Genomic DNA, 22326 nt, shown 5'->3' with positions numbered 1-22326 from the left:
AGGCCGACCATGCTTACCGAAGAAGAGATCACCGATACCCGCGCCACCCTCGCCGAACTGCAGGTCGAGCATCAAGACCTCGACCTGGTCATCGATCACCTGCTGCTCAGCCCGCCGCCCGACGACCTCCTGGTCCGCCGTCTCAAGAAGCGCAAGCTGCTGCTCAAGGACCGGATCACTCAGCTTGAAGGCATTCTGGAGCCCGATGTCCAGGCCTGAGCACGCAGCCGCCGAGCGCTCAAGAACGCGCCTGACGAAAATCACGCGATGGAACTGAAGGTCGCCGGCCAGCGCTGCCGCGTCGCCACTGGCGGCCGCGCGTTCGACCCGGCGGCGTCGGCCTTGCCGCCGCTGCTGCTGATTCACGGCGCCGCCAACGACCGCGACTGCTGGCACAGCGTCGCCGCTGGCCTGGCCGCCGCCGGCTGCGCGGTGCTGGCGCCCGACCTGCCCGGACACGGGCTGTCGGCGGGGCCGCCCTTGCGCAGCATCGAAGCGCTCGCCGACTGGCTGCCGGCACTGCTCGACGCCGCCGCTGTCGAGCAGGCGGTGCTGGTCGGCCACTCGATGGGTTCGCTGGTCGCCCTCGAATGCGCCGCGCGGCAGCCGCAACGCGTCAGCCGCCTGGCGCTGCTCGGCGCCTCGGCGCCGATGCCGGTCGCCGAGGCCTTGCTCGGCCGCGCGGCGACGCATCCGGACAGCGTCTGTCGCCTGATGACCGAGTATTCGCACACGCAGCAGTTCCTGCTCACCGGTAGCAGCGGACACGGCGTCTGGGGACCCGGCGTGACGCTGGCGATCATGCGCCGCAGCCCGCCTGGCGTGCTGGCGATCGACCTCGCCAACTGCAACGACTACCGGCATGGCCTCGAAGCCGCGGCGCAAGTCGCGTGCCCGACGCTGCTGCTGGTCGGACGGCGCGACCGCATGACGCCGCGCCGCAACCTGCCGCCCTTGCAAGCGGCGCTGCGCCAGGTCGTTGGCGCCGAGATCGCCAACTGCGGACACGCGATAATGAACGAACAGCCGCGTGCGGTCGTCGAGCAGTTGCTGCGTTTCCTCGCCCGGCCGGCTACGCCGGCGGCGGCAGCGTAGCCGGCTGGCGCTTGCCGTCGCCGGCACGCGCCAGGACGATCACCGCGCCGAGGATGATCGCGCCGCCGACGCTCTGCCACGGACCGATCGCCTCACCGAGAAAGATCGCTGCCAGGACGACGGTCACCACCGGTTCGAGCGTCGACAGCGTCGCCGCGTCGGCCGCACCAAGCCGCGCCATGCCGGCAAAGAAGCTGATGATCGCCACCGCCGTCGATAGCATCGCGATACTGCCAACCGCCGCCCAGGCCGCCGGCGACGCCGGCAGCGCGGCGCCTCGCCAGAGCACGATCAGGGCGAAGACCGCCGCCGCAGCGAGCATGATCACCGTCGCCGACGCAATCGCGCCGCTGACCGGCGTCACCCGTTCGCCGACGAGGATGTACACCGAGTAGATCAGCGCCGCCGCTACCCCCAGCAGGATGCCGAGCGCACTGCCGGCAAGACTGCCGCCGACCGCCAGACCGGTGCCGAACAAGGCCGCAGCGACCGCCGACATGCGCAGCGCCGACAATCGCCGCCGCGCCAGTAGCGCCGACAGGACGGTGACGATCGCCGGATAGAGATAGAGCAGCAGCGCCGTCAGCCCGGCGCTCGCGTACTGCAGCGCCGCGAAATAGCAGTACGACTCGCCGACGTAGCCGATCGCGCCCATCGCCAGCAGCTGCCAGAGGTTACGCCCGCGCGGCCAGGCAATGCCGCGCCACTGCATCAGCAGCGCCATCGCGCCGCCGGCCAGCGCAAAACGCAGGAACAGCATGCTCGGCAGGTCGACGCCATCGGCATAAGCCAGCTTGGCGAAAATCGGCATCGCCCCAAACCCCGCCGCCGAGGTAACGATGAAAGCGACGCCGGTCAGGCGAACGCGGGCCGCAGGATCAGCTAGCACGTTCAAGGTCAGGGACTCGGAGGCTCAACCCTGTTCTTGCGGGCTACGATGCGTGACAGTCGTCGTCTCATCCCCGAGCAATCGCACGTTTCACAATTCCAGCTCGGCAATCAGCGGCGCATGGTCCGAGCATCGCGCCCAGGCGCGGCCGTTCGGGACGTGCATGTCGAGAATCTGAAAACCGCGCACGTAGATGCGGTCCAGCGTCAGCCACGGCGCGAAGCTCGGGAAGGTGCGCGAGACGCTGGCGCGCGGGTCATTGGCCGTGCGCCACGAGAGCAGCCACTGCAGCATGCCTTGCGGTTGCGGCGCGGCCCGCGCGGCGACGGCGACTTCCTCGACGCCGAGGCGGTCGCGCAGCAGGCCATCGACGCGCTGCTGCCAGTCGTTGAAGTCGCCGGCAATGATCAGCGGCGCGTCGGCGGGGACTTCGCGCTGCACCAGGTCGGCGAGGAAAGTTGCCTGGCGGACGCGGCTGCGCTTGATCAGGCCGAAGTGCAGGCAGAGCAGGTGCACGTCCTGGCCTTCGCCGGGGCCGACGCGCAGCACGGCGTGCAGCAGGCCGCGCTTTTCGAGCGCGTGGTCGGAGATGTCGTGGTTGACGAAGTTGACGATGCGGTGGCGCGAGAGGATCGCGTTGCCGTGATGGCCGTGCGGGTAGACGGCATTCATGCCGTAGGCGCGATGCGCGTAGGCGCCAAAGGAGAGGAACTCGAGCTGCGTGCCGAGTGGCTGGTCGGGGTGCTGCGCCAGCCGCTCGTTGCACTCCTGCACTTCCTGCAGGAAGACGATGTCGGCGTCGATCGCCTGCAAGGCCTGGCGGACGTCGTGGATGCGCGGCCGCCCGCGGATGCCGGTGACGCCTTTATGGATGTTGTAGGTGGCAACCCGGAGCTTCATGGCTGGGCCTGGTAGTTGCCGCGTCGCTCTGGCGTCACGGCAGGCGTTCGAAAGAGCGATCGATCAGTGTCGGATCGTCGAAATGACGCCGCCCGACGAAGGCCGTCGCGTGGCGTCCCCATTGTCGCATCTGGCCAGCGCTGGCGATACCCATCGGCCAGAAGTAGAAACGCTCGGCACGCTCGCTACCGGCGATCAGTCCGTCCGGGCCGAAAGCGCTGCGCGTGCCGCCAGCGGGCAGCGGCAACGCCCGCAACTGGTCGTCGTCGAGCAGGGCCAGGCGCACGCCGTCGTCGCCACCCGCCGGCGCGATGTCGACGCGCTGCAGATAGTGCGTGCCGCTGGCGAGGTGCAGGACGACGCGTTCGTCGGCGGCCGGCGCGCGCACGCTCTGCGGGACGAACGCGCCTTCGTCCATGGTTTCGGGTTGCGGCCGCGCGCGCGCACGCTCGGTCGGGATGAACAGGTGATAGCAGCCGCAGGGGTGGATGCTGTCGTAGACCAGCGGCGCACCGTCGTCGGCCAGCGTCACGCGCCACAGCAGCCCGTCGAGGCGGCCGGCGACGACGTCGAGCGCGTGCGCCGGCGGCCGCGCCGAAAACCAAGCGCTATAGACCAGTTGCAGCAACCAGCGCCCGCCCATCCGGGTATACGCGGCGCGCGCGTAGAGCACCGGCTGCTCGACCGCGATGCCGATGCGCAGCGCGCCGTTGTCGCTCTGCCAGGCGAGCGCGCCGGGGCGATCGTTGTCGTCGGCGGTGGCGATCAGCAGCCGCGGTGCATGGCGGACGAGCAGCGCCGCCAGCCGCTCCGGGGGGATTGGCGGCAGCCCGAGTTGGGGCGCCAGCGGCAGCCTCGGCAGCGCGCCCAGTGGCGCCGCCGGGGAATAGGCAACTTGCGGCAGGCTCGCTCGACCGCTAGCGCCAGCGGCCGCGGCAAAATCGGCCAGCGTGTCGCGCTGCCAGCGACGAATCCCGGCGGCGAAGGCATAGCGCGTCAGCGTGTAGAGGCCGAGCGCGCGCTGCGTCGTCGAGTAATCGTCGGCAACCTGCGCGGCGGCGAGCAGCGCCGCGAGCTGCTGCCGGTCGGCACGCGCCAGCAGCCGCCGGCAGGCGGCCAGAGCGGCGGCGGCTTCGGCGTCGTGCTGACCGGCGTTGCGCAACTCGATGCGGCGCGCGCTATCGTCCAGCGCCGCCAAAGCCGCCGTCCACTCGTTGGCGCGCGGCGCGTCATTGGCGACGTCGGCGCTGGTCGCCAGCAGCGCCAGCGAGCGGTCGACGCGCAAATGCGGGAAACCGGCAAGACGCGGCGCCTGCGCATCGCGCGTTCCGGCCGCGTCGATCAGCGCGTCGCTGGCCTGAAAGAGGCGCGCGCAATCGCCCAGCGCGTCGTCGAGCTGCAGGCGCTGCGCCACCGGCGGCGGCTGATAGGGGTCGACGCTGGCGCAGCCGACGATGACGGCGCAGCCCAGGGTAATGGCCAGCGCACGCATCAGCCGGCGGGCTCGGCGGCGGCGAGTGCCGCCTGACGGCGGGCGATCTCGCGCAACATCGCGTCGAATTGTTCGCGCATCGTACGGCGCACCGCGGCGACGCCGAATAGCCGGTCGATCAGTGGCGGCAGCGGCCGCTCCAGCGCGAAGCTCGCGTCGTAATCGAGGCGCACGCCGGCGCCCTGCGGCAAGCGGATCGGCGTCAGGCGGTAGGCGCCGGTGAAGCGGCGCAAGGTCGATTCGTCGCGCGCCGCCGCGTCGGCGGCGAGCTTGGCGACGATCGTCGTGTACGGCGTGTGCTCGACCAGCAGGCGGAGTTTTACGGGCAGGTCGACGAACCACACCGTGAACACGCCAATCTGCTCGATCGTCAGCCGCTCGCCGCGGCGTTCGAGAACGCGGGCGCGGGTCACGCCGGGGACGAATTCGCGCAGCCGCTCGTAATCGGTCAGCGTGCTCCAGACCAGCCGCTGGTCGGCGGCCAGTCGGGCGCTGGCGTGCACCACGTAGGTCTCGTCGTCGAGCAGCACGTCGAGCGCCACGTCGGCCGTTGGGGCAATCGAGGACTGTGCCAGCACCTTGCCACTGAAAGCCAGCGCCAGTGCGGCGCCGACGATCTGCAGGCAACGCCGACGCCCACTGCAGCGCAGGGGCCGGCAGTTGCGCGTATGGCCTGACGCCGGCCCGCCAGACCGAGCGCCTGTCGGCTGGCGCCGCTGGCACCGTGCTTTAATGTCTAAATCGATCATCGTGACTGGCGCAGCTTTAGCAAGGGGAGTGGTCGAAAGTATGCGAGCATAGCGCCTGGCCGGACTTTGTGCAGCCGCCGTGATTGGCTACAATCGGCAACTCTCGGACGATCGGCGAGCGCCGCAAGTGGGATTGGCCAGCCCGGCGACCATCCACGGGCTCGGGTGCTCAAGGAGCGATGGTCGCAGCGCAGACGACGACGCACGCCGCAGGCGTCGCCAGCCGACGACCGGTCGGCGACCGGAGCCGGCCTGAAACCGCATCATCAGGAAAGATCGTTGCCATGAAGCGTCATCAGACCCTGCAGGACCTGTCACGAGAGCACCACACGGCGCTCGCCCTGGCCCTCGCTGCGCGCCGCGCAGCGAGTTCGGGAGACCCGCAGCAAGTGGCTGCGACAGCGAGCCACTGCGTCGAGGTTTTTGCCGCCAGCCTCGAACCACACTTTGTCGTCGAAGAAACAAGCCTCCTGCCGGCGATGGCGCAGGCTGGCGAGCAAGAGCTGGTGGCGCGCACGCTGGCCGAGCACGCCGCGCTGCGGGCGCTGTTGACCGACCTGCCCGCTGGCGATGCCGTAACGCTGCTGCGCTTTGCCGACCTGCTGTCGGCGCACGTCCGCTTCGAAGAGCGTGAATTGTTCGAAGTGGCCCAGGCTGGCTTTGCTCGCTAGCGACGGCTTCCTGCATGGCTGTCAGCCGACGGCCTTCGCGCTGCTCCCCAAACTGTGCTGCAACCTTGGGCCGCCATGGCAAATATCCTGATCATCGACGACACACCGGAAGACCTGCTGCTCCTGCGCCGGGTACTGGGCACTCAGCATCATATCCGCGCGGTAAATTCCGGGCAGCGCGCCCTGGACGTGGCATCACGGCCGCCGCAACCCGACCTGATCCTGCTCGACGTCATAATCCCCGGCATGGACGGCTACGCGGTGCTCGCGGCTCTGCGGGAAAACCCGGCGACCACCGCGATCCCGGTGCTGATCGTCTCGTCGGTCGACAGCGACGACGATGAGGAGCGTGGCCTGGCACTCGGTGCGGCCGACTACATCAGCAAGCCGCTACGGGCGGCGGTCGTTGTCGCCCGCGTCCGTGCACACCTCGAACTGCAGGCGGCGCGCGAGCTGCTCCAGGACCACAGCCTGGAAACCGCGCGAGAGCTGCTACAGGACCGCAACCGCGGCCTGGAAGCCGACCGTGAGCTGCTGCAGGACCGCAACCACGACCTCGAGTTGCAGGTCGCCCGGCGGCTCGCCGACAACATGAAGATTCAGGACGTCAGCATCCGGGCGCTGGCGCGGCTGGCGGAAATTCGTGACCCGGAGACCGGCAACCACCTGCGCCGGACGCAAGGCTACGTCCGCACGCTGGCCGAGGAACTATCGTCGCATCCGAGTTTCGCCGCCTTCCTGACGCCACACAACATCGATATCCTGGTCAAGTCGGCGCCCTTGCACGACCTCGGCAAAGTCGGCATCCCGGACCACATCCTGCGCAAACCGGGCAAGCTGACGGCCGACGAATGGCTGATCATGAAGACCCACAGCTATCTCGGCTATCGGGCGATCGAACAGGCCGAACACGACGCCGAACAGCCGATCGAATTCCTCAGCATGGCCAAGGAGGTGGCGCACTATCACCATGAAAAATGGGATGGTTCGGGCTATCCGGAGGGGCTCGCCGGCGAGGCGATACCGATTTCCGCGCGCCTGATGGCGCTGGCCGACGTCTTCGACGCGCTGCTCGCGCAGCGCGTTTACAAGGGCGCGTTGCCGCTCGAGCAAGCGCTGCAGATCATCACCGACGGCCGCGGCAGCCACTTCGACGCGCGCGTGGTCGACGCTTTTTTCGCCTGCCAGGGCGAATTCCTGGCGATCGCCGCGCGCCACGCCGAGAGCGAGGCCTGAGCGTCGATGCAAGAGACATGCGGCGGGCGTGCGCCGGCAGGCCGCGTTTCCATTAGAATCAGGCCTGCGGTCAATCAGGCCGAAAGCCAGGAGACCGCCCGATGACCTTGCAGAGCAAGCCCAATACCGACGACATTCGCATCCGCGAGATCAAGGAACTGGTGCCGCCGGCGCACGTCTTCCGCGAGTTTCCGGTCGGCGTCCGCGCGGCGACGACAACCTATGAGGCACGGCAGAACATCCACCGCATCCTGCACGGCGCCGACAACCGCTTGCTGGTGGTGATTGGTCCGTGCTCGATCCACGACGTCGATTCAGCGGTCGAATACGCGACCCGCCTGCAGAAACAGGTCAAGCGCTTCGAAGACGATCTGCTGATCGTGATGCGCGTCTATTTCGAGAAGCCGCGGACGACGGTCGGCTGGAAGGGCCTGATCAACGATCCGCGTCTCGACAACAGTTTCCGGATCAACGAAGGACTGCGCCTGGCGCGCGGCCTGCTCCTGCAGCTCAACGACATGGGCCTGCCCTGTGCGACCGAGTTCCTCGACACGATCACGCCGCAGTACACCGCCGATCTGATTGCCTGGGGAGCGATCGGCGCGCGCACCACCGAGTCGCAGGTGCATCGTGAGCTGGCGTCCGGGCTGTCGTGCCCGGTCGGCTTCAAGAACGGCACCGACGGCAATATCCGGATCGCCATCGACGCCATCCGCGCCGCGCAATCGCCGCATCACTTTCTGTCGGTCACCAAGGCCGGCCACTCGGCGATCGTGTCGACCGCCGGCAACGAGGACTGCCATGTCATCCTGCGCGGCGGCAAAGAGCCAAACTACGGCGCCGCGCAGGTCGACGCCGCGTGCCAGGAAATCGCTGCCGCCGGACTCGCCGCGCGCTTGATGATCGACGCCTCGCACGCCAACAGCAGCAAGCGCTTCAAGCAACAGATCGAAGTCACCAGGGACACCGCCAGCCAGCTCGCCGCCGGCGACGAGCGGATCATCGGCGTGATGATCGAGTCACACCTGGTCGAAGGCCGTCAGGATCTGGCGCCGGGGCAGGCGCTCGAGTACGGCAAGAGCGTTACCGACGCGTGTCTGGGCTGGGAGGACTCGCTAACAGTCCTCGAACTACTCGCCAAAGGCGTGCGCGCACGCCGTCTGGTCGAAGCCGCGGCCTGAGCCGACGGCAGCCGCCAGCGCTCCGGGCAATCACCAGGCAAGAACGACAGAAAGCGGGGCCACCGCTTTCGCGGCGACCCCGCCGGCTTTGCTGCCGCCGCTGCCGCTCAACACTCGCAAGCAGGCGCTCGCGAGAGTCGCTCAGCGCAGCTTCATTTCCTTGTAGAGCACGTGCTTGCGGACTTTGGGATCGTATTTCTTGATCTCCATCTTGCCAGGCATCGTGCGCTTGTTCTTGGTCGTCGTGTAGAAGTGGCCGGTACCGGCTGTAGACTCGAGCTTGATCTTGTCACGCATGGCTGCTCTCCTTGTCAGATCTCGCCGCGCGCGCGCAAATCGGCGAGCACGACGTCGATGCCATTCTTGTCAATGGTGCGCAGACCGGCATTCGACACGCGCAAGCGCAGCCAGCGGTTCTCGTTCTCGATCCAGAATCGGCGATATTGCAGATTCGGAAGGAAGCGGCGCTTCGTTCTATTGTTGGCATGGGAAACATTGTTCCCCACCATCGGGCCCTTGCCCGTGACCTGGCAAACACGCGCCATGATTGTCGCTCCAATTGTCTGTGGGAAGAAAACCCGCAATTCTAGTCCAGGCAGCGGGTCAAACTCAAGCGTTTTGGCAGATCAATCGTTGCTAATTCGGCCGATCGGCGCTACAGCAGCCCCCGCTCGGCAAAGGAAAGTGGCGGCGTTTGCGCAGCAACGATGAAATGATCGAGCACCCGCACCTCGACCAGCGCCAGCACCTGCTTGAGCTCGGCGGTCAACAGCTCGTCGGCGCGCGACGGCTCGGCGACCCCCGAGGGGTGATTGTGCGCCAGCACGACCGCCGCCGCGTTGTGCCGCAGCGCCTGCTTGACGACCTCGCGCGGGTAGACGCTGGTTTGCGTCAAGGTGCCGCGAAACAGCTCGTCGGCGGCGATCAGGCGATTCTGCGCGTCCAGCCACAGGGCCATGAAGACTTCGTGCTGCAGGCCGGCGAGATGCAACCGCAGGTAGTCGCGAACGCCGCCCGGCGAGCCGAAGGTGACGCCCTGCTTGAGCTCCTCGCCGAGCGCCCGTCGCGCCATCTCCAGGACCGCCTGCAACTGTGCGTACTTGGCGGGCCCCATGCCGGGTATCGCCGAGAAATCGAGCCGACTGGCGGCAAACAGGCGCGTCAGGCTACCGAAGTGGGTGATCAGTTCGCGCGCCAGGTCGACCGCGCTCCGGCCCTTGCTGCCGACGCGCAAAAAAATTGCCAGCAATTCGGCATCCGACAGCGAAGCCGCGCCTTGCGCCAGCAGCCGCTCGCGCGGCCGCTCGTCCTCGGGCCAGTCGGTAATCGCCATCTCGACACCTCGCGTGACAGGTTCCGTCAGGTATTCTAGCGGTGCCGTGCTGCCAGCGATACTCCGGGCGCGGCGCGACATCCCCGGCCATCGCGAGCGCGATCCCGATCGGCGGCGACGGGCGCCCATGGTCATTCCAGGCGTCGCCGCCACCTTTACCCCCGAGCAACAAAAAAAGGGCCAGAGCGGCCTTGCTCAGTCTCGCCAAATCCTCACTCTTCCTGATTAAGCTGGGCGCCGACGAAGGTCCGCCGCTGACCATCGCGCGTCGTCCGCTCGGACGCGCGCCATCGACGATCATGGCGCGAGATCAAAGCGTCGATCCTGAAATATCGCCGCCGGATCGTCGCGATGAAAGCCTGAGTGAAAAAGTATCACGCGCCGGCAAAAATCATCCACGCGTCCATCGTCGCGATCGACGGTTCGATAGTGGCGATGGAACGATCGATGATGCGCATCGATCCCCATCGATGTCGAGCATTGATCGTTCCATGTGAGCGATACAACGATGACTGCGGAAGTACGAGCGCTGGATCAAAAAATATCGGCACTGGATCGTCAAGGGTGAAGAATGGATCAAAAAGATAGAAGCGTGATCGACGCGCATGCAGCGGCCGATCGAGCCGCTCCAGGCTTCGCTGGCGGCGATCGGCACGTCTATCGAAAACAGGCAGCGATCGCCGTCGCACGGCGAATTTTTCATCGTCGCGATGAACCGATCGCCGCCGACGATGGACGGCTCGATCGACGGCGTCCAGGCCCCGACCCACGCCGTTCAAATGCCTGACGCCCAGGTCGCCGAAAGCAAGCGCCGCGGGCTTCCCTTGAAAAAACCGTGCCGTTGGAGGTTTCCATGATCGACCAAACGGTGCCCAGCGCGGTCAGGTCGTTCCCCATGCCTTTGGCAAACGTCAGGACCTGACCGGGGCCGACTAATGGGTGGCCGCGTTGCTGTGCCTTGACCCCGTCGCTGAGCCGTCGCCTACAGCAGCGATCCAGCCGCATCTCACCCGCTCGTGACGCCGCCACGCGGAGCGCTTGAAGTGATCGCGCGACCCCGCCCCGGCCAGGCAAAGTTCCACTTCAGTCCTCGTGCCAGCTCGGCGAACAAGCCGCAACTTCCATGACTACCGACACAGCTGGCGGCGAGATGCCATGCAGAAATCAGAAGGCGACTAGCGACCCCAAGCCGTCGGTCAGCTTTCTCCAAACCGGCCAGTCAGCCAGGTCCAGATTCTGCGAACTGGACTGCTCCGAAGCGGCCCTTGGCGACCTCAACCTACCGGCCATTAACTGCCACTGGAGCGGAGCTCCGATAAGCGGACCGTGACAACCGCCCCGTGGAGTGCCCGGCGATCACGTCAGGAGAAGACGTCTGGATCCTGCATCCAGGCGGGAATGTCGCTCTGGCCATGCAGTATGCGCCAGACGTCGATGTGGTTCGGTTGCTCGACGTAGAACACGAGGTAGGGGTAGGACGACAGCGCCCAGGCGCGTAGGCCGGGAAGGTCCAACTCATGCCCATAGCGAGGCGAACCCGTGCCAGGATAGCGCGCGATCTGGGTATAGCTCCGTTCCAGTGCGTCAATGAAGCCCAGCGCCACCGCCCAGGAAGCCTCTTCGAGGTAGTAAGCTATCGCGTCGTCGACGTCCTGGTTTGCCCGTTCACGGGGAACGACGGGCTTGACCTTCACCCGCGAGAAACCGACTTGGCGGCTTTGTGTACCCGGCCACGCAGACTTTCGAAGTAGGCGGCATCAGCCGGCGACGTCGGCGCAGTAGCTACGCCGGCCAACAACAAACCACGCAAGTGCTGACGATCCTGATCCTTGCGGATCAATGCGCGCACGTACTCACTACTGGTGCCGTAGCCACGTTCGCTCACCTGCTCGTCCACGAAGGACTTCAGGCTGTCGGGCAAGGAAATATTCATTGTGCTCATGGACGCAGACTAGGCTTCTTGGCAAAATTTGGCAAGTCGCTTATTCGCCTCCGTCTCATCAGTTGCGCTGGACGACCGCTTCCTTGTAGCGCTGATGACTGCAACGGGTCGCTATGCAAAGATTTCCATAGCGACCCCTATGCGCAGTTCTCAACTATGCACAGTTGGTCCCACATTCGATGCCCTGGCAGCCTTTCAGACGGGTGTGCTGGACATAGTTTTGGCGTTCGCTGGAATTGCATGAAAGCGTCATGGGCAGATTCGTTTCAACTTAAGATTGTGGCGTCTGGGATCGTAGTCCTCTCTTTTTTATCCCAAAGCCTGACGACGCAGAGTACCGGGACCTGAACTGCGCTTGAGCTTTCAAGTCGATAACGAACAGCTTGAGCAGAGCGTTGGCCTGGTCCGAGTGCGTGGCTGTGCGCGCGGCTGCGGAAACTATGTCCATATTTTTCTTGAGCACCTTGTCCTGGCGCCTTGCCCTGCCTCAATCTCGCTCGGGTCCCCTATCCGTCCTGCACATAGTTGTGAACTGCGCATAGGGGTCGTGATGCGACCGACCTCTCGTCGACTTCGTCGCCGGAAAGCGGTCAGTGAAGCTTCGCTTCCCGGAAGCGGCCATTCATCATCGAGTGCTGACGACCCAAAGCTGCCTGAGGAATTTATCATACTCAATGGCGGCTTGCTGATCATAAAGCTGCCGGCCGGCAGGCGCTGAACGTGCGGCGGGCATCCGGCGGTTGGCAGCCTGTTGGAGTTGGCCTAGGGAAAACGATCAGCTTTCAGGTTGTCGAATACGGCGGCCAGCTTTCGTCGGGTTCGCTAGCTTTTTCGGTGATTCCCCCGTCGTTCTTCCCTACTGAAGGCTCGATTTGGCCATGCGCTTCAAGTTCACGCCAAGCAGATCACCGTCCACTCCGTCGTAGCTTTTTTCAAACCGTGTAGCGCGAACCGGAAAAATCGATGAACAAGTTGATGATACCAAAGACCGGCTCAACCGCCTGCTTGCGCGAGGCGTATAGCACTCGTCCCGCTTGCGCCTCCAAGCGATGCGACAGACAGGACCTACACGGGTGTTGCACTCTCCGGCAGCTGTGCCGCTCCAGCGAGTCCGGATGGTGCTCGTTACGAGTCAGTGCAATCAACCGTTCGATGCTGGCTGCCTTGCGCACCTGGATGTTTTTCTTGCTGCCGAGGCCCGATTCGGCGATCAGACTCTCAGTAGGGCCCAGGACCTTGGCCTGAGCTCGGAGCCCGGAGCCCGGCGCCCGGCGCCCGGCGCAGCGCCAGCATCGGCTCGACCTGCGGATTGAGCGAACACGAACTATTGATCAAGAGTGAGCGTCTCGCCCGGGTGGCGCCAACCTGAGAACGCGCCCTTGTTGCTGTATCGCAGTCTCGTGAATGCCGATGCACGTTTGGGTACTACCCTACTTGCCTGACCGCTCCCGCTTTCGCGCCATCGCTTTGAGCACCGGCGCGTCAGTGATCCCGTCGGGAATGACTGGGACTTCGTCTACGTCCAATGCCACCATGTCGAAATCGTGTTCGCCGATTTGCCAAGCAGGACGGATATGGATATGCCCCTTGAGCAAATGGTGCTTGGACTCCAGATGGGGTACTTCGTCAGGCTTGTCAGGCAGCTTGACCGGCATTAGGTAATAGGCGCCGTATTTGTCGAACTCCTTCAGGAAAGCATCGAGATTCTTGGTGCTCTCAGGTGTCATCCGGTTAACGCGCGACACCAAAACAAAAGTCTTGCTTATTTCCGGCGTCCTCTCGATTCGGTCGATATTGGGTCCAATGATTAAGGCATAGTGGGTCGGATTCGCCTTCGAGATTCCAGTTATGATCGCGATACGCAGCTCATCGTCCTTGTCTGCATGCCCAAACCGGTTGTTCCATTCAGAAAAAATCTCTGTAGCTGCCTCCATGTTTCGGAATAGCAGACCCATGAAGGGTGGTGCCGATCCTGGCCAGCCGTACAAGGTCAGATTTCCTGATCTCGGAGGAAACCGGGTTGGCACTTCAGACAAGAGTGAAGGTCATTCTTGCCCCGGTTTCCGGATGCGGAAAATCTTGCAGGGTGAGTTCCTCGAGGAGCGCGGCGATAGCGCGATCATGAGCTGGGCTGGCTATCCGGTGAATTTTGATGGTCAGGGTGTTGGCTAGCGCGTTCGGTTCGATGTCAGCGGAAGAAACGAACAATTCGCGAATGAGCGCACGTGCGTCGTCCTCCTTCTTCAAGTGGCGGCGCAATAGCGCCACCATGGCGGTCTCGGCCCGGTAGGCGACTATTTTCACGGTATCGCAGAGCATCTTGTTCAGCGGCGGCAGTTGGGTCGGTCGCTCGGCCTCGGGCAGACTGTCGATCGTCACCTTTCGGGGGCTTGCCTTGCGCGCCGCGCAAAGTCGCTTGAGCTCCTCCTGAACGGCCTGCAGTGCTTCGACAGACTCGGCGTTTTTCTGGATTTCGCCGCCGTCGTTCAAGGCCGTCCTGGCGATTGCGGCCTGCAGTTTTCTTTCGCTCTGGCGGGTTTGCCTGACGGCCTTGTCGAGTTCCCGCCAGCGGGGGTTAACGACCTGGTGAGTGCCGGGAAGAGATTCGTCTCCGTACTCGATAAGCCCATCAATATCATAATGTTCCATCATGTACGCGAAGTAGTTTTGTAAGTATTCGGTGAACCCGTAGCCCCCGCTTTTTTGGTCGGCGTGGTTCAGTCAGCGATTGGCGGGTAGACCGGAAATCTGGACTGGACACAGCAGCGGAAATCCGGCACCATGCGGCGCATGGACACGGGTGCGGACATCATTGGCGGAGGATCGGCGGCAAGTCACCGCCAAGTGGCGCCGTTCGCCGAGGTGTTGGTGACGCTAACCAAGGAGCAGGAAATCAAGCTCCGTTGGGAGGCCAGCTTCTGGCGGAGCCAACATCGACAAGCGCTGGTTCGGTTGGCGCAATCGGAGGCAGCTCATCGGGTGGAAATGGCGCAAGCGGCGGCGCGCGAGGCGGCCTTGCGCAGCGAACTGGAGCAGGCCAAGGGCAAGATCCGCGATCTGCAAAAACGCCTGTTTGGTCGCAAGTCAGAACGCTCTTCGGGAGCCGAGAAGAACCCGGCGGCGGACCAAAAATCGTCGCGAGCTCGAGGTCAGCAACCGGGAGCAGCGGGTCACGGGCGGAACCCGGAAAGTCACTTGCCGACGCAGATCGAGGTCATCGACATCGACTGCCCGCATTGCCCGGACTGTGGTCTGGGCTACGTCGACTTTCCCGGCACGGAAGACAGTGAAGTCCTCGAGATCGAGGTCAAGGCCTACCGCCGGAAGATCTGCCGGCGGCGCTACCGGCGGACCTGTCAGTGTTCGGGCGCGCGGGGTATTCTGACCGCGCCACCGCCGGCACGATTGATCCCGCGTGGAAAGTACGGCGTGTCGATCTGGGTGCACCTGCTGCTGTCGAAGTTCTTGTACGGCCAGCCGACGCATCGGCTTCTGCGAGACTTGTCCGACCACGGACTGACGCTCTCGGCAGGAACGGTGGCCGGCGGACTGCGTGCCTTGGCACCGCTGTTCGAGCCGCTTGAAGAAGCACTGCTTGGCCAACTACGCAGCGAGAAACAGTGGCACGCAGACGAGACCCGCTGGCGGGTCTTTGCCGAGACCGAAGGGAAGGTCGGACATCGCTGGTATTTCTGGGTGTTCCACGGCCCATCGGTCATCCACTTCGTGCTCGACCCGAGCCGCTCGGCGGCGGTGCCGATCCGGGAGCTCTCCGGTAGCGCCGGAGGAGTCATCATCTGTGATCGCTATTCGGCCTACAAGAAGCTCGCGCGAGTCCTTGACCACTTCATTCTGGCTTTCTGCTGGGCACATCAGCGGCGTGATTTCCTGGAACTGGCCAACGCCCATCCGGAGCTCGCGGACTGGGCACTGGCCTGGGTCGAGCAGATCGCTCAGCTCTACCACTTGAATGGACGGCGCCTGGAAGTCCGTAGCGACCCAGTACAGTGGGCCGAACGCGACCGCGCCTTGCGGCAGGCGATCACGCAAATGGCCAGTCAACGGGAAAGCGAACTGGCGAACCCGGCGCTCAAAATGCCGGCGAGCAAGGTGCTGCGAAGCATGCGCAAACATTGGTCCGGCCTGACCGTCTTTGTCGACCGCCCCGAGGTGGCGATGGACAATAATGCCGCCGAGCGCGCACAGCGCACGCCGGTGGTCGCACGCAAGAACTTCTATGGGTCGGGCAGTCTCTGGTCCGGCGCACTCGCCGCGACGATGTTCAGCTTGCTGCTGACGCTGCGCTTGTGGGGAATCAACCCGCGCACCTGGCTGACGGCGTATCTGGAGGCCTGCGCCGCCAACGGCAACCTGCCGCCGACGGACTTGAGTGCCTTTCTGCCCTGGGCGATGGCGACCGATCGACTGGCTCAGATGCGTGGCATCCCGGTCGATCAGAGCCGTCCCATCGATAGCTCGTGAAGCCTTATTGCGGGCGTCACTTTACCGACGACGAACTGCAGGCCCTCTGCCGCCTGATCGAAGCCCATCCTGGCAGCAGCCGCGCGCAACTGTCGCGCCAGGTGTGTGAGCTCTTCGACTGGCGTAAGCCCAATGGCGAGCTGAAGGATATGACCTGCCGGGTGGCCATGCTGCGTATGCAGGCCGACGGCCTGCTCACCCTGCCGGCGGCACGACGGGCCGCTCCTCGCCAACCCGAGTATCTGCCTACTCACGCCACCGATCCACAACCGTTGCTCACTCAGCCGGTGCATGAACTGCCGCCGCTGCGTCTGCATCAGGTCGTCGGTTCGGCGAACTCGCGTCTGTGGAACGAGTACATCGCCCGCTACCACTATCTCGGCCACACGCCCATGGCGGGCAGTCAGAGCCGCTACTTCGTCTTCGCCGGCGAGACCCTGGTCGCCTTGCTCAGCTTCGGCGCCAGCGCCTGGAAACTCGCCGCGCGCGAGCAATTCATCGGTTGGCACGATGAGCAGCGACAAAGGAACCTGCAACTGGTGGTGAACAATGCCCGCTTTCTGATCCTGCCCTGGATCCAGTGCAAGGGCCTGGCCTCCAAGATCCTCTCGCTTATGCAGCGGCAACTGCCCAAGGACTGGCTGGCGCGCTACGGCTACCGCCCCGTACTGCTCGAAACCTTCGTCGAGACGCCCCGCCATCGCGGCACCTGCTACCAGGCCGCCAACTGGATCAAGGTCGGTCAAACCGCCGGGCGAGGCAAGAAATGCCCCACCAGCAAGTCCATCCTCCCGATCAAGGACATCTGGCTCTACCCCCTTCACAGAGCCTTCCGATCAGTCCTCTGCCGCTAACCCGCCTCGGCAATGGCGCTGGCGCGCTACGGGTTGGCCGAATACTTACGTAGTTTTCCTGGCACCAACGGGCGAACATCCGCCCAGCGATGGTGGTGTTTCCGAGTTGCCGGGCGGTCGTGATCACGGCTGTTTGATGTCCCGTCTGGGTCAGCCGACGAACTTCGCTCACGGCCAGGCTGCCATCGCCTGTGCCGAGTCGGGTTTCGCGCATGGCGAGTTTCATCCCGGTGCTGCCGCCTGCCGGCAGATGGACTTCCTGTTCCTGAAACACCTCTTCGGACCAGAGGTCCTTGACGTTCTTGCGGTAGGTCAGTGCGCCGATGCGCTGTTTCCAGAGTCTGCCGAGGAGACTCTGGGTGGCCCCTTCCCGATCGAAGACCATGACAAACCGGTGCAGGGTCGGGTCGGCGTCCAGTTCGGCCGGCGTCGGCTGTCCCGGGACAATCTCCAGCAGTTGGGGGACGATGTCCTTGAGCAGGGTCTCGGCGAGTCCGTCATTGAGCGGCTGCGAAACCACAAAGAACGGGCGACCCAGGGCATCGTTAACCCAGTAGTCGGTGGTGCCCCGCAGGCACAGGCGTTCGCGCGAGACGTAGCGCTTCGACAGCCTGGCCTGCTCGCCGTGATACACCCGAACATGACCATCGACATACAGGTAACCCGCTTCTTCTGGCTCGCTTTCCATCCAGAGCTTCGCGAGATCCCGCATCCAGGCTGCCGGGTCACCCGTCTTGGCCAGCAGATGGACCTTTTCCCGCAGGGTGCGGACTTCCGGTACCCGGTCCAGGCCGATGACTTTGCCGAGTTCTCCGGGCGAGGTTTGTCGCAGATGTTCCGGCCGCTTGATTCGCCCCAGGGCCATGAAGCCGAGGACGAGAAGGATGTGCAAGGCGCTGTAGAATCCCCGGGGCAGCTTGAGATGGCGATCCAGGCCGGTCAGTAGCCCGTTCGCGCACAAGGCCGGCAAGCCGGCCAACAGCCCCCCCATCGCCACATCGTGGCTCGCTTCGAAGCGCGTCGTCGCACCGGTCGCCAATCCCAGCGCCGTTTGGATCCGCTCGTCGGCGCGCGTGCAGGCGGTGCCCATCCCCGCGGCGGCTTCCGCATCCGCCCGGCTGCGCTCACTCTTGGTGCTCGCCGCTTCCAACTCCCCTGCCTCTTGCGGCAAGGCGGCCAACTGCGGCACGCCCTGGCGCCGGATCGCCTTGCGCAGCGTCGACTCCTGGACGCCCACCTGCCGTGCCACTTCGGCAGGACGCTTTCCCTCGCTCAACAGCCGCGCGCATTCGGCACTCTTGTCCGGCGTCATGATCCGCGGCCGGCTCGCCGCCGCCGGTCGAAAGAAAGACGATGGCCCGGCTTTGCGGCTTTGTCCCACCCAGTTCATCAGCGTGCGGTGCGGGATGCACAGCGGTGGCCTTTCCAGTTCGACCGCCTTGACGTGCCCGTTCTCCATCAGGCTGGTCAGAGCGAACCTGCGGCCAGCGTCGTCTCCTACGGGGTGCGAGAAGTAATTGTCTCCCCCAACAAAGTAGATCGCTTGGCCATCCTTCTCCAGAATCGCCAACCCTTCTCCCACTTTCTGCGCACCATCCGGAAACCCTGGAAGCCACGATTGCCTCAACGTCTGCTCCTCCTTGCACTCCTAGCGAAGCTTGGTTTATGCCATAAGAAAATCATGGCCGTCAAAATAAAGTGCCACGTGCAATTCCGGAATTCTACCTACATTCCCGGCCGGGATCAGGAAATCTGAAGGTACCGCCCCAACCGGCCTGATCCCAGATCGGCACATTGATGGGGGACAGCACCTGTCGCTCGGAGTGCTTTCGCTGAGATGTATCAAACAGCTCCTTCGGCGGTGGCCCTTCACCTCGCTTGGCAGGCCCTTGGGGCGAAGAACCCGCCGCTGCCGGCGTTGGGGGCCGCCAGTACTGATCCCGCAGGCAGTCGTAATACTTGTCGTCGGCATCGATCCAGTCAGTCAGGCGTACCTTGGCGTCGCCTCCAAACAGGTTTCTGCCGATCGCGAGGACATTGCCAAGCATGGTGGCACGCGCGAGGCCGCGCTCGTCCCCTGCGACTCGAGTCATCCACTCCATGGGGGAGCGGATGATGAAGCAGCGGGCGGCAACTTCCGCCGATGTCTGGCCGAGAAAATCGGTAAATTGCATCAGGGCCTCAGCATCATCAAAGGTGACGTTTTCGCCAGTCAGTATCTCGGCGTGCACACCTGGGGCACCTTCAATCCAGCTAAAGGTCGGCCCGGTGGCTTGTTCCTTGACCTTACGCAGACGAATTACCGTCCGTTCAGCATGGGGTAAGAGGTCCTCCTCATCGCTGGTCGATAGGAATGCTTCCATGGCCCCCAATAGCGACTCCGCGACGCCAACCGATGCGGGTTCATTCGGGCAATCAATGACGAACTCGGCGCCCAATATGATCGAACGAAGCGATGTTCTGAAGCCCTCGTTCAATACCGGCTGGGCTGCCATGTCCTGGCGTGCTGGTTGGTCTTGCCATTTCTCGAAGAAATCGCGGAGTTCGGCTGACGTCTTGGGCTCCTCTGGAAAATCCTCTTCATTCACGCGCTTTTCGTGTCCCAATGCGTACAGGACAGCCGTCCGAGGAATGTCGAGCCCAAGCCTCTGCAGCGCGTCTGGCAGTTGTTCCAGCACTGACAAACGATTGAAAGGAACATTCAAGAAATACATGCCGGACACGGCGTGCATTAACATCGTCTCCTCGTGGTTTCTATCGCCGGCTTCGTCGTCCTCTTCGAGTTTCACCAAGCTGGTGCAATACCGGGTCCAGACGAGCGACTGAAGAATCTGTGGAATTCGGCCCAGTTGCAGTTCGATCCAAGTCAGGCGCCGCAGCAAACGGTAAGAGATCAGCGGCAATTCGCCCTCCGTACTCAGCATGCGGAAGGCTCGCTCGATCGCGACTAGGAGTTTGTTGCGCGCCGCCCAGAGCAAGCCAGCCTCTTGGTATGCATAGCTCCCCGCTGCAAGGGTCAGGATCAACTCGCGCTGATACTCCTCCTTGACGAACAGTTCTTCCGCGCGACCAATCCAACGGATGGCTTCGTAGGGTTTGCCATTTTTTAGCTTTTGAAGACCACGGGCTCTAAACGACTCCCCGGCTACGCCATCGCTGATTCGCTGGCGCTCAACATTAACGACCACTTCATAAAGGCTGTCAAACCCGGGGCTATCAAACATCTTGCTCATTTCATGAACCATTGATGACAATGATTCGAATGGAAACTGCCCGAGTTGCGTCGACTCCTGTGTAATCGCCTTGAGGTCGTTCCAAATCCCACCGACGGCGCTTAAATCGCGGGCTCGAATGAGGTCGGTTAGACGCGCAACAATCCTGAGCATGCGCGCGTACAGCGCGTTGTTCGGACGTGCGGTATTCGCTTCAAGAGACTCCAAGTGTTTGACCAGCGCAACCCGCCTGTCATCGACCCTTGTTTTGTCCTTGGGCAGGACTCCCCGCTCGTCGATGCTCACCAGCAGGTGGTTCAGGTTCACCAGGCGTTCCTGATCGTGAGCCTCTTGCGACTGCAAGGCAAAGTGCTCGACTTCTTCGTAGAACAGGAGGAATTCAGCGTAGTCTTCGAACCACCAATGAGCCGTCCACGCACGATGATAGGCAACGCGCAACTGCTGCTGTGGGATAGCGAGTTCCTGCGCCAGCCGGTCAGCCATAACAAATCGGCTCTCGACCTCGTGACGGGGCTTGTCGAGCGAACGCGCGAGCCTCGCGGCGCGAAGACAATCTTCGATTAGTTGGTACTGCGCACCCGCGTAGCGCGAGGAGTCAGATATCTGCGCATCCAGCTCTGCTAGGTCCGCCAGGCGTTCCGTATCGTTCGGTCCGAGTCGAGCCTTCCGCTCAGCGGAAGCGTCGTCGATTTGGAGGGCTGAGATGGCGATCTGCAGGTGCCCATGGCCGTAGACGCGCTCGACAAGCCAGCTTCTGTCGACAATGTGGACGGGGATACCGGCCTTCTTGGCCAGCGCATCCTCGGCACTGGCCCGCAATTTATCGCTGACAAATTGGTTCGAAAAGAAATAGATTCGCTTGTAGTCGCGCTGGGTTGAAAGAATATTGTCGACGTCAGCTTCGAGTTTTGGTTTCCAGGCCTTTTTTGCGCTGAAGGCGAATGCCCAGCGTTCAGAACCGCCCGAAGGCTCACCGAGCCACCAGCGGTTGGAAATCTCCTTTGCGACAGGGTACGTTTCCGAATCGACCTTGCTATCGCCCCCGCCCGTAGGCCCCGTTTGCACTCGCAAGTTGGGGCAAATCTCTTTCTCGGCGATCAGCCGGCAGAAATGCTCGAACTGATACTCCTCCTTTCGAGCGGTCAAGGTTTCTAGGTGATATTCAAAGACAGGTCGCGCAAGGATAGGACGCTCCTCAACGACACTGTCCGAGAATAGGTCGGGATGCCTTGAGCGCATCAGCTCTCGTGGGCTCGGGAAATTGTTGGTCACCGCCTGGCCAGCTCGAACGCCCTCTGTGGTTCTGTTTGAAGCGCCCATCTTGTTACTCACTCCTTGCGTGATTTTGATGCACTAGGGCGACGCGAGGCGCCAACCGCTGATAGCCTCATGGTCAGCTCTTGATGAATTCAAGCAGGCAGTCGCGCCACGGCGTCGAAGAGTTATTCATTGCTGTTATTACTCTGCTGACATGATGCCAGAAATCGGTTGCACGGTATTTACCGACGCGGCCGATGGGTGTCGGCTCGATCTCTATCTGTTGCGAGATTCTCAAAACGCGTCATCGACCTCGAACTCTCCGGCGCCAGTGACCATGCAAGAGGGGACGATTGGAGTTAGTAGCTTCACTGCCGATTCCTGAATCGACGGCAGGTAGACGGCGAACTGTTGACCTCCAACTGTGGATGCCCGCACGGTAGGAATGGCCGAGAACTGGACCGAAAGCGAACAGAGCCGGGCGGCGGGTTCCGGATCAGTTAGCCGACGTTCGCGCCTGACGATTCTTCGCCGCCTCTACGTCTCTTCCTGGCCGTGCCGAGACAGTGCAGGCATCAAGTTGCTTGCCGAATTCCGGACATTCATCCGCGTCACGGAACGCCTTGGCTATCCAAATTGGATGACCACCTCGACCGGCAGGTTGTGGCCGACAGCCGCCGCCAGACCAAGTTCGTAGGCCAACGCCGCCAACCGCCAACGCCGCCATTGACGCGGCCTCGCTGCTGATCGCAATCGGCAATAGCCTGAGCGCCTTCGGCGCGCTTGATCGACTGGCCTCCTGGGCGCGTATTTATCCCGGCAACAAGGGAAGCGCAAGACTGGACGGATACGAAAAGCCCACCCCTGGGTCCGACGCCTGCCATGCCAGGTCGCGTACGCCGCCAGTCGTAGCGGGTGTACCTTCAAGTCCAGGTCCGCGGCGCTTCGCTGGCGACGAGGAGACAAGCACGCCATCGTCGCCATCGCCCACGACAGTCTCGAAATACTCTTC

General features: G+C 63.5%; 22 protein-coding genes. 9 read left to right on the top strand and 13 right to left on the bottom strand.

Annotation, left to right across the window (positions count from 1 at the left end; all coding sequences use genetic code 11):
• Positions 1–9: 9 nt before the first annotated feature.
• Positions 10–219: a DUF465 domain-containing protein gene (locus QZ656_RS17880; RefSeq protein WP_291994659.1), complete on the top strand. Its 210-nt coding sequence runs from the start codon at positions 10–12 to the stop codon at positions 217–219.
• A 48-nt stretch (positions 220–267) separates the two neighbouring features.
• Positions 268–1095, top strand: coding sequence for an alpha/beta hydrolase (locus tag QZ656_RS17875; RefSeq protein ID WP_291994658.1), 828 nt, complete (start codon positions 268–270; stop codon positions 1093–1095).
• Here the strand turns inward: QZ656_RS17875 and QZ656_RS17870 are convergent.
• The 4 genes from QZ656_RS17870 to QZ656_RS17855 all read right to left on the bottom strand — a co-directional run bounded on the left by QZ656_RS17870 (position 1073) and on the right by QZ656_RS17855 (position 4954).
• A complete protein-coding gene (locus QZ656_RS17870; protein ID WP_291994705.1) occupies positions 1073–1984 on the bottom strand; it encodes a DMT family transporter in 912 nt (303 codons plus the stop codon). The two genes, QZ656_RS17875 and QZ656_RS17870, sit on opposite strands and share 23 nt — an antisense overlap.
• 90 nt (positions 1985–2074) lie before the next feature.
• The gene (locus tag QZ656_RS17865) at positions 2075–2884 is read right to left on the bottom strand and encodes an endonuclease/exonuclease/phosphatase family protein (RefSeq protein WP_291994657.1); all 810 of its coding nucleotides are present in this window, start codon (positions 2882–2884) and stop codon (positions 2075–2077) included.
• Positions 2885–2918: 34 nt separating this feature from the next.
• Positions 2919–4376 (bottom strand): hypothetical protein, encoded by a 1458-nt coding sequence (locus tag QZ656_RS17860; protein WP_291994656.1) that lies wholly within the window; start codon positions 4374–4376, stop codon positions 2919–2921.
• Positions 4376–4954, bottom strand: coding sequence for an SRPBCC family protein (locus QZ656_RS17855; RefSeq protein WP_291994655.1), 579 nt, complete (start codon positions 4952–4954; stop codon positions 4376–4378). Before QZ656_RS17855 ends, QZ656_RS17860 begins: the two co-directional genes overlap by 1 nt.
• 455 nt (positions 4955–5409) lie before the next feature.
• Between QZ656_RS17855 and QZ656_RS17850 the strand changes: the two genes are divergently transcribed.
• From QZ656_RS17850 to aroG, 3 genes are all read left to right on the top strand, one after another.
• Entirely contained in the window at positions 5410–5796 is a 387-nt protein-coding gene (locus QZ656_RS17850) for a hemerythrin domain-containing protein (RefSeq protein WP_291994654.1), read from the top strand.
• Positions 5797–5871: 75 nt separating this feature from the next.
• Positions 5872–7032 (top strand): HD domain-containing phosphohydrolase, encoded by a 1161-nt coding sequence (locus QZ656_RS17845; RefSeq protein ID WP_291994653.1) that lies wholly within the window; start codon positions 5872–5874, stop codon positions 7030–7032.
• A gap of 101 nt (positions 7033–7133) precedes the next feature.
• Positions 7134–8213: a 3-deoxy-7-phosphoheptulonate synthase AroG gene (gene aroG / locus QZ656_RS17840; RefSeq protein WP_291994652.1), complete on the top strand. Its 1080-nt coding sequence runs from the start codon at positions 7134–7136 to the stop codon at positions 8211–8213.
• A 141-nt stretch (positions 8214–8354) separates the two neighbouring features.
• Here the strand turns inward: aroG and rpmG are convergent, their stop codons facing one another.
• From rpmG to radC, 3 genes are all read right to left on the bottom strand, one after another.
• The gene (gene rpmG, locus QZ656_RS17835; RefSeq protein WP_291994651.1) at positions 8355–8510 is read right to left on the bottom strand and encodes a 50S ribosomal protein L33; all 156 of its coding nucleotides are present in this window, start codon (positions 8508–8510) and stop codon (positions 8355–8357) included.
• Positions 8511–8524: 14 nt separating this feature from the next.
• The gene (gene rpmB / locus QZ656_RS17830; RefSeq protein WP_291994650.1) at positions 8525–8758 is read right to left on the bottom strand and encodes a 50S ribosomal protein L28; all 234 of its coding nucleotides are present in this window, start codon (positions 8756–8758) and stop codon (positions 8525–8527) included.
• A gap of 110 nt (positions 8759–8868) precedes the next feature.
• Positions 8869–9546 carry a DNA repair protein RadC gene (gene radC / locus QZ656_RS17825; RefSeq protein WP_291994649.1) on the bottom strand — a complete coding sequence of 226 codons (678 nt, stop codon included), beginning with the start codon at positions 9544–9546 and terminating at the stop codon, positions 8869–8871.
• 191 nt (positions 9547–9737) lie between these two features.
• Between radC and QZ656_RS17820 the strand changes: the two genes are divergently transcribed.
• Together QZ656_RS17820 and QZ656_RS17815 are read left to right on the top strand one after the other, a co-directional pair.
• The gene (locus QZ656_RS17820; protein WP_291994648.1) at positions 9738–10043 is read left to right on the top strand and encodes a hypothetical protein; all 306 of its coding nucleotides are present in this window, start codon (positions 9738–9740) and stop codon (positions 10041–10043) included.
• A 108-nt stretch (positions 10044–10151) separates the two neighbouring features.
• Entirely contained in the window at positions 10152–10403 is a 252-nt protein-coding gene (locus QZ656_RS17815; RefSeq protein ID WP_291994647.1) for a hypothetical protein, read from the top strand.
• A 504-nt stretch (positions 10404–10907) separates the two neighbouring features.
• On the opposite strand, the gene QZ656_RS17810 is transcribed toward QZ656_RS17815, so the two are convergent.
• The 4 genes from QZ656_RS17810 to QZ656_RS17795 all read right to left on the bottom strand — a co-directional run bounded on the left by QZ656_RS17810 (position 10908) and on the right by QZ656_RS17795 (position 14209).
• Entirely contained in the window at positions 10908–11240 is a 333-nt protein-coding gene (locus tag QZ656_RS17810) for a type II toxin-antitoxin system RelE/ParE family toxin (RefSeq protein ID WP_291994646.1), read from the bottom strand.
• Positions 11237–11488 carry a type II toxin-antitoxin system ParD family antitoxin gene (locus QZ656_RS17805; RefSeq protein ID WP_291985933.1) on the bottom strand — a complete coding sequence of 84 codons (252 nt, stop codon included), beginning with the start codon at positions 11486–11488 and terminating at the stop codon, positions 11237–11239. The genes QZ656_RS17810 and QZ656_RS17805 overlap by 4 nt, the downstream gene beginning before the upstream one ends.
• Positions 11489–12918: 1430 nt before the next feature.
• Positions 12919–13476, bottom strand: a complete 558-nt coding sequence (locus tag QZ656_RS17800) for a hypothetical protein (RefSeq protein WP_291994645.1) — start codon at positions 13474–13476, stop codon at positions 12919–12921.
• 40 nt (positions 13477–13516) lie between these two features.
• The gene (locus tag QZ656_RS17795; protein ID WP_366522192.1) at positions 13517–14209 is read right to left on the bottom strand and encodes a putative transposase; all 693 of its coding nucleotides are present in this window, start codon (positions 14207–14209) and stop codon (positions 13517–13519) included.
• 60 nt (positions 14210–14269) lie between these two features.
• On the opposite strand from QZ656_RS17795, the gene QZ656_RS17790 reads away from it, so the two are divergent.
• The gene (locus QZ656_RS17790; RefSeq protein ID WP_291991655.1) at positions 14270–15970 is read left to right on the top strand and encodes an IS66 family transposase; all 1701 of its coding nucleotides are present in this window, start codon (positions 14270–14272) and stop codon (positions 15968–15970) included.
• Positions 15967–16824: a DUF4338 domain-containing protein gene (locus QZ656_RS17785; protein ID WP_291991636.1), complete on the top strand. Its 858-nt coding sequence runs from the start codon at positions 15967–15969 to the stop codon at positions 16822–16824. The genes QZ656_RS17790 and QZ656_RS17785 overlap by 4 nt, the downstream gene beginning before the upstream one ends.
• On the opposite strand, the gene QZ656_RS17780 is transcribed toward QZ656_RS17785, so the two are convergent.
• On the bottom strand, positions 16766–18394 hold the full coding sequence (locus QZ656_RS17780; protein ID WP_291994643.1) for a helix-turn-helix domain-containing protein: 1629 nt from the start codon (positions 18392–18394) through the stop codon (positions 16766–16768). The two genes, QZ656_RS17785 and QZ656_RS17780, sit on opposite strands and share 59 nt — an antisense overlap.
• A 151-nt stretch (positions 18395–18545) precedes the next feature.
• Positions 18546–21377, bottom strand: a complete 2832-nt coding sequence (locus tag QZ656_RS17775) for a hypothetical protein (protein WP_291994642.1) — start codon at positions 21375–21377, stop codon at positions 18546–18548.
• Positions 21378–22326: the final 949 nt, after the last annotated feature.

Source organism: Candidatus Accumulibacter sp. ACC003 (assembly GCF_907163085.1).
GTDB lineage: Bacteria > Pseudomonadota > Gammaproteobacteria > Burkholderiales > Rhodocyclaceae > Accumulibacter.
The sequence above is the reverse complement of the archived record's forward strand: the minus strand, read 5'-3'. Positions and strand labels throughout refer to the sequence as shown.

Coding starts and splice junctions, on each gene's coding strand:
- radC (WP_291994649.1), bottom strand. CDS start 9,546: ATGGCGATTACCGACTGGCCCGAGGACGAGCGGCCGCGCGAGCGGCTG.
- QZ656_RS17875 (WP_291994658.1), top strand. CDS start 268: ATGGAACTGAAGGTCGCCGGCCAGCGCTGCCGCGTCGCCACTGGCGGC.
- QZ656_RS17850 (WP_291994654.1), top strand. CDS start 5,410: ATGAAGCGTCATCAGACCCTGCAGGACCTGTCACGAGAGCACCACACG.
- QZ656_RS17880 (WP_291994659.1), top strand. CDS start 10: ATGCTTACCGAAGAAGAGATCACCGATACCCGCGCCACCCTCGCCGAA.
- aroG (WP_291994652.1), top strand. CDS start 7,134: ATGACCTTGCAGAGCAAGCCCAATACCGACGACATTCGCATCCGCGAG.
- rpmB (WP_291994650.1), bottom strand. CDS start 8,758: ATGGCGCGTGTTTGCCAGGTCACGGGCAAGGGCCCGATGGTGGGGAAC.
- QZ656_RS17860 (WP_291994656.1), bottom strand. CDS start 4,376: ATGCGTGCGCTGGCCATTACCCTGGGCTGCGCCGTCATCGTCGGCTGC.
- rpmG (WP_291994651.1), bottom strand. CDS start 8,510: ATGCGTGACAAGATCAAGCTCGAGTCTACAGCCGGTACCGGCCACTTC.
- QZ656_RS17845 (WP_291994653.1), top strand. CDS start 5,872: ATGGCAAATATCCTGATCATCGACGACACACCGGAAGACCTGCTGCTC.
- QZ656_RS17775 (WP_291994642.1), bottom strand. CDS start 21,377: ATGGGCGCTTCAAACAGAACCACAGAGGGCGTTCGAGCTGGCCAGGCG.
- QZ656_RS17805 (WP_291985933.1), bottom strand. CDS start 11,488: ATGAGCACAATGAATATTTCCTTGCCCGACAGCCTGAAGTCCTTCGTG.
- QZ656_RS17790 (WP_291991655.1), top strand. CDS start 14,270: ATGCGGCGCATGGACACGGGTGCGGACATCATTGGCGGAGGATCGGCG.
- QZ656_RS17815 (WP_291994647.1), top strand. CDS start 10,152: ATGCAGCGGCCGATCGAGCCGCTCCAGGCTTCGCTGGCGGCGATCGGC.
- QZ656_RS17865 (WP_291994657.1), bottom strand. CDS start 2,884: ATGAAGCTCCGGGTTGCCACCTACAACATCCATAAAGGCGTCACCGGC.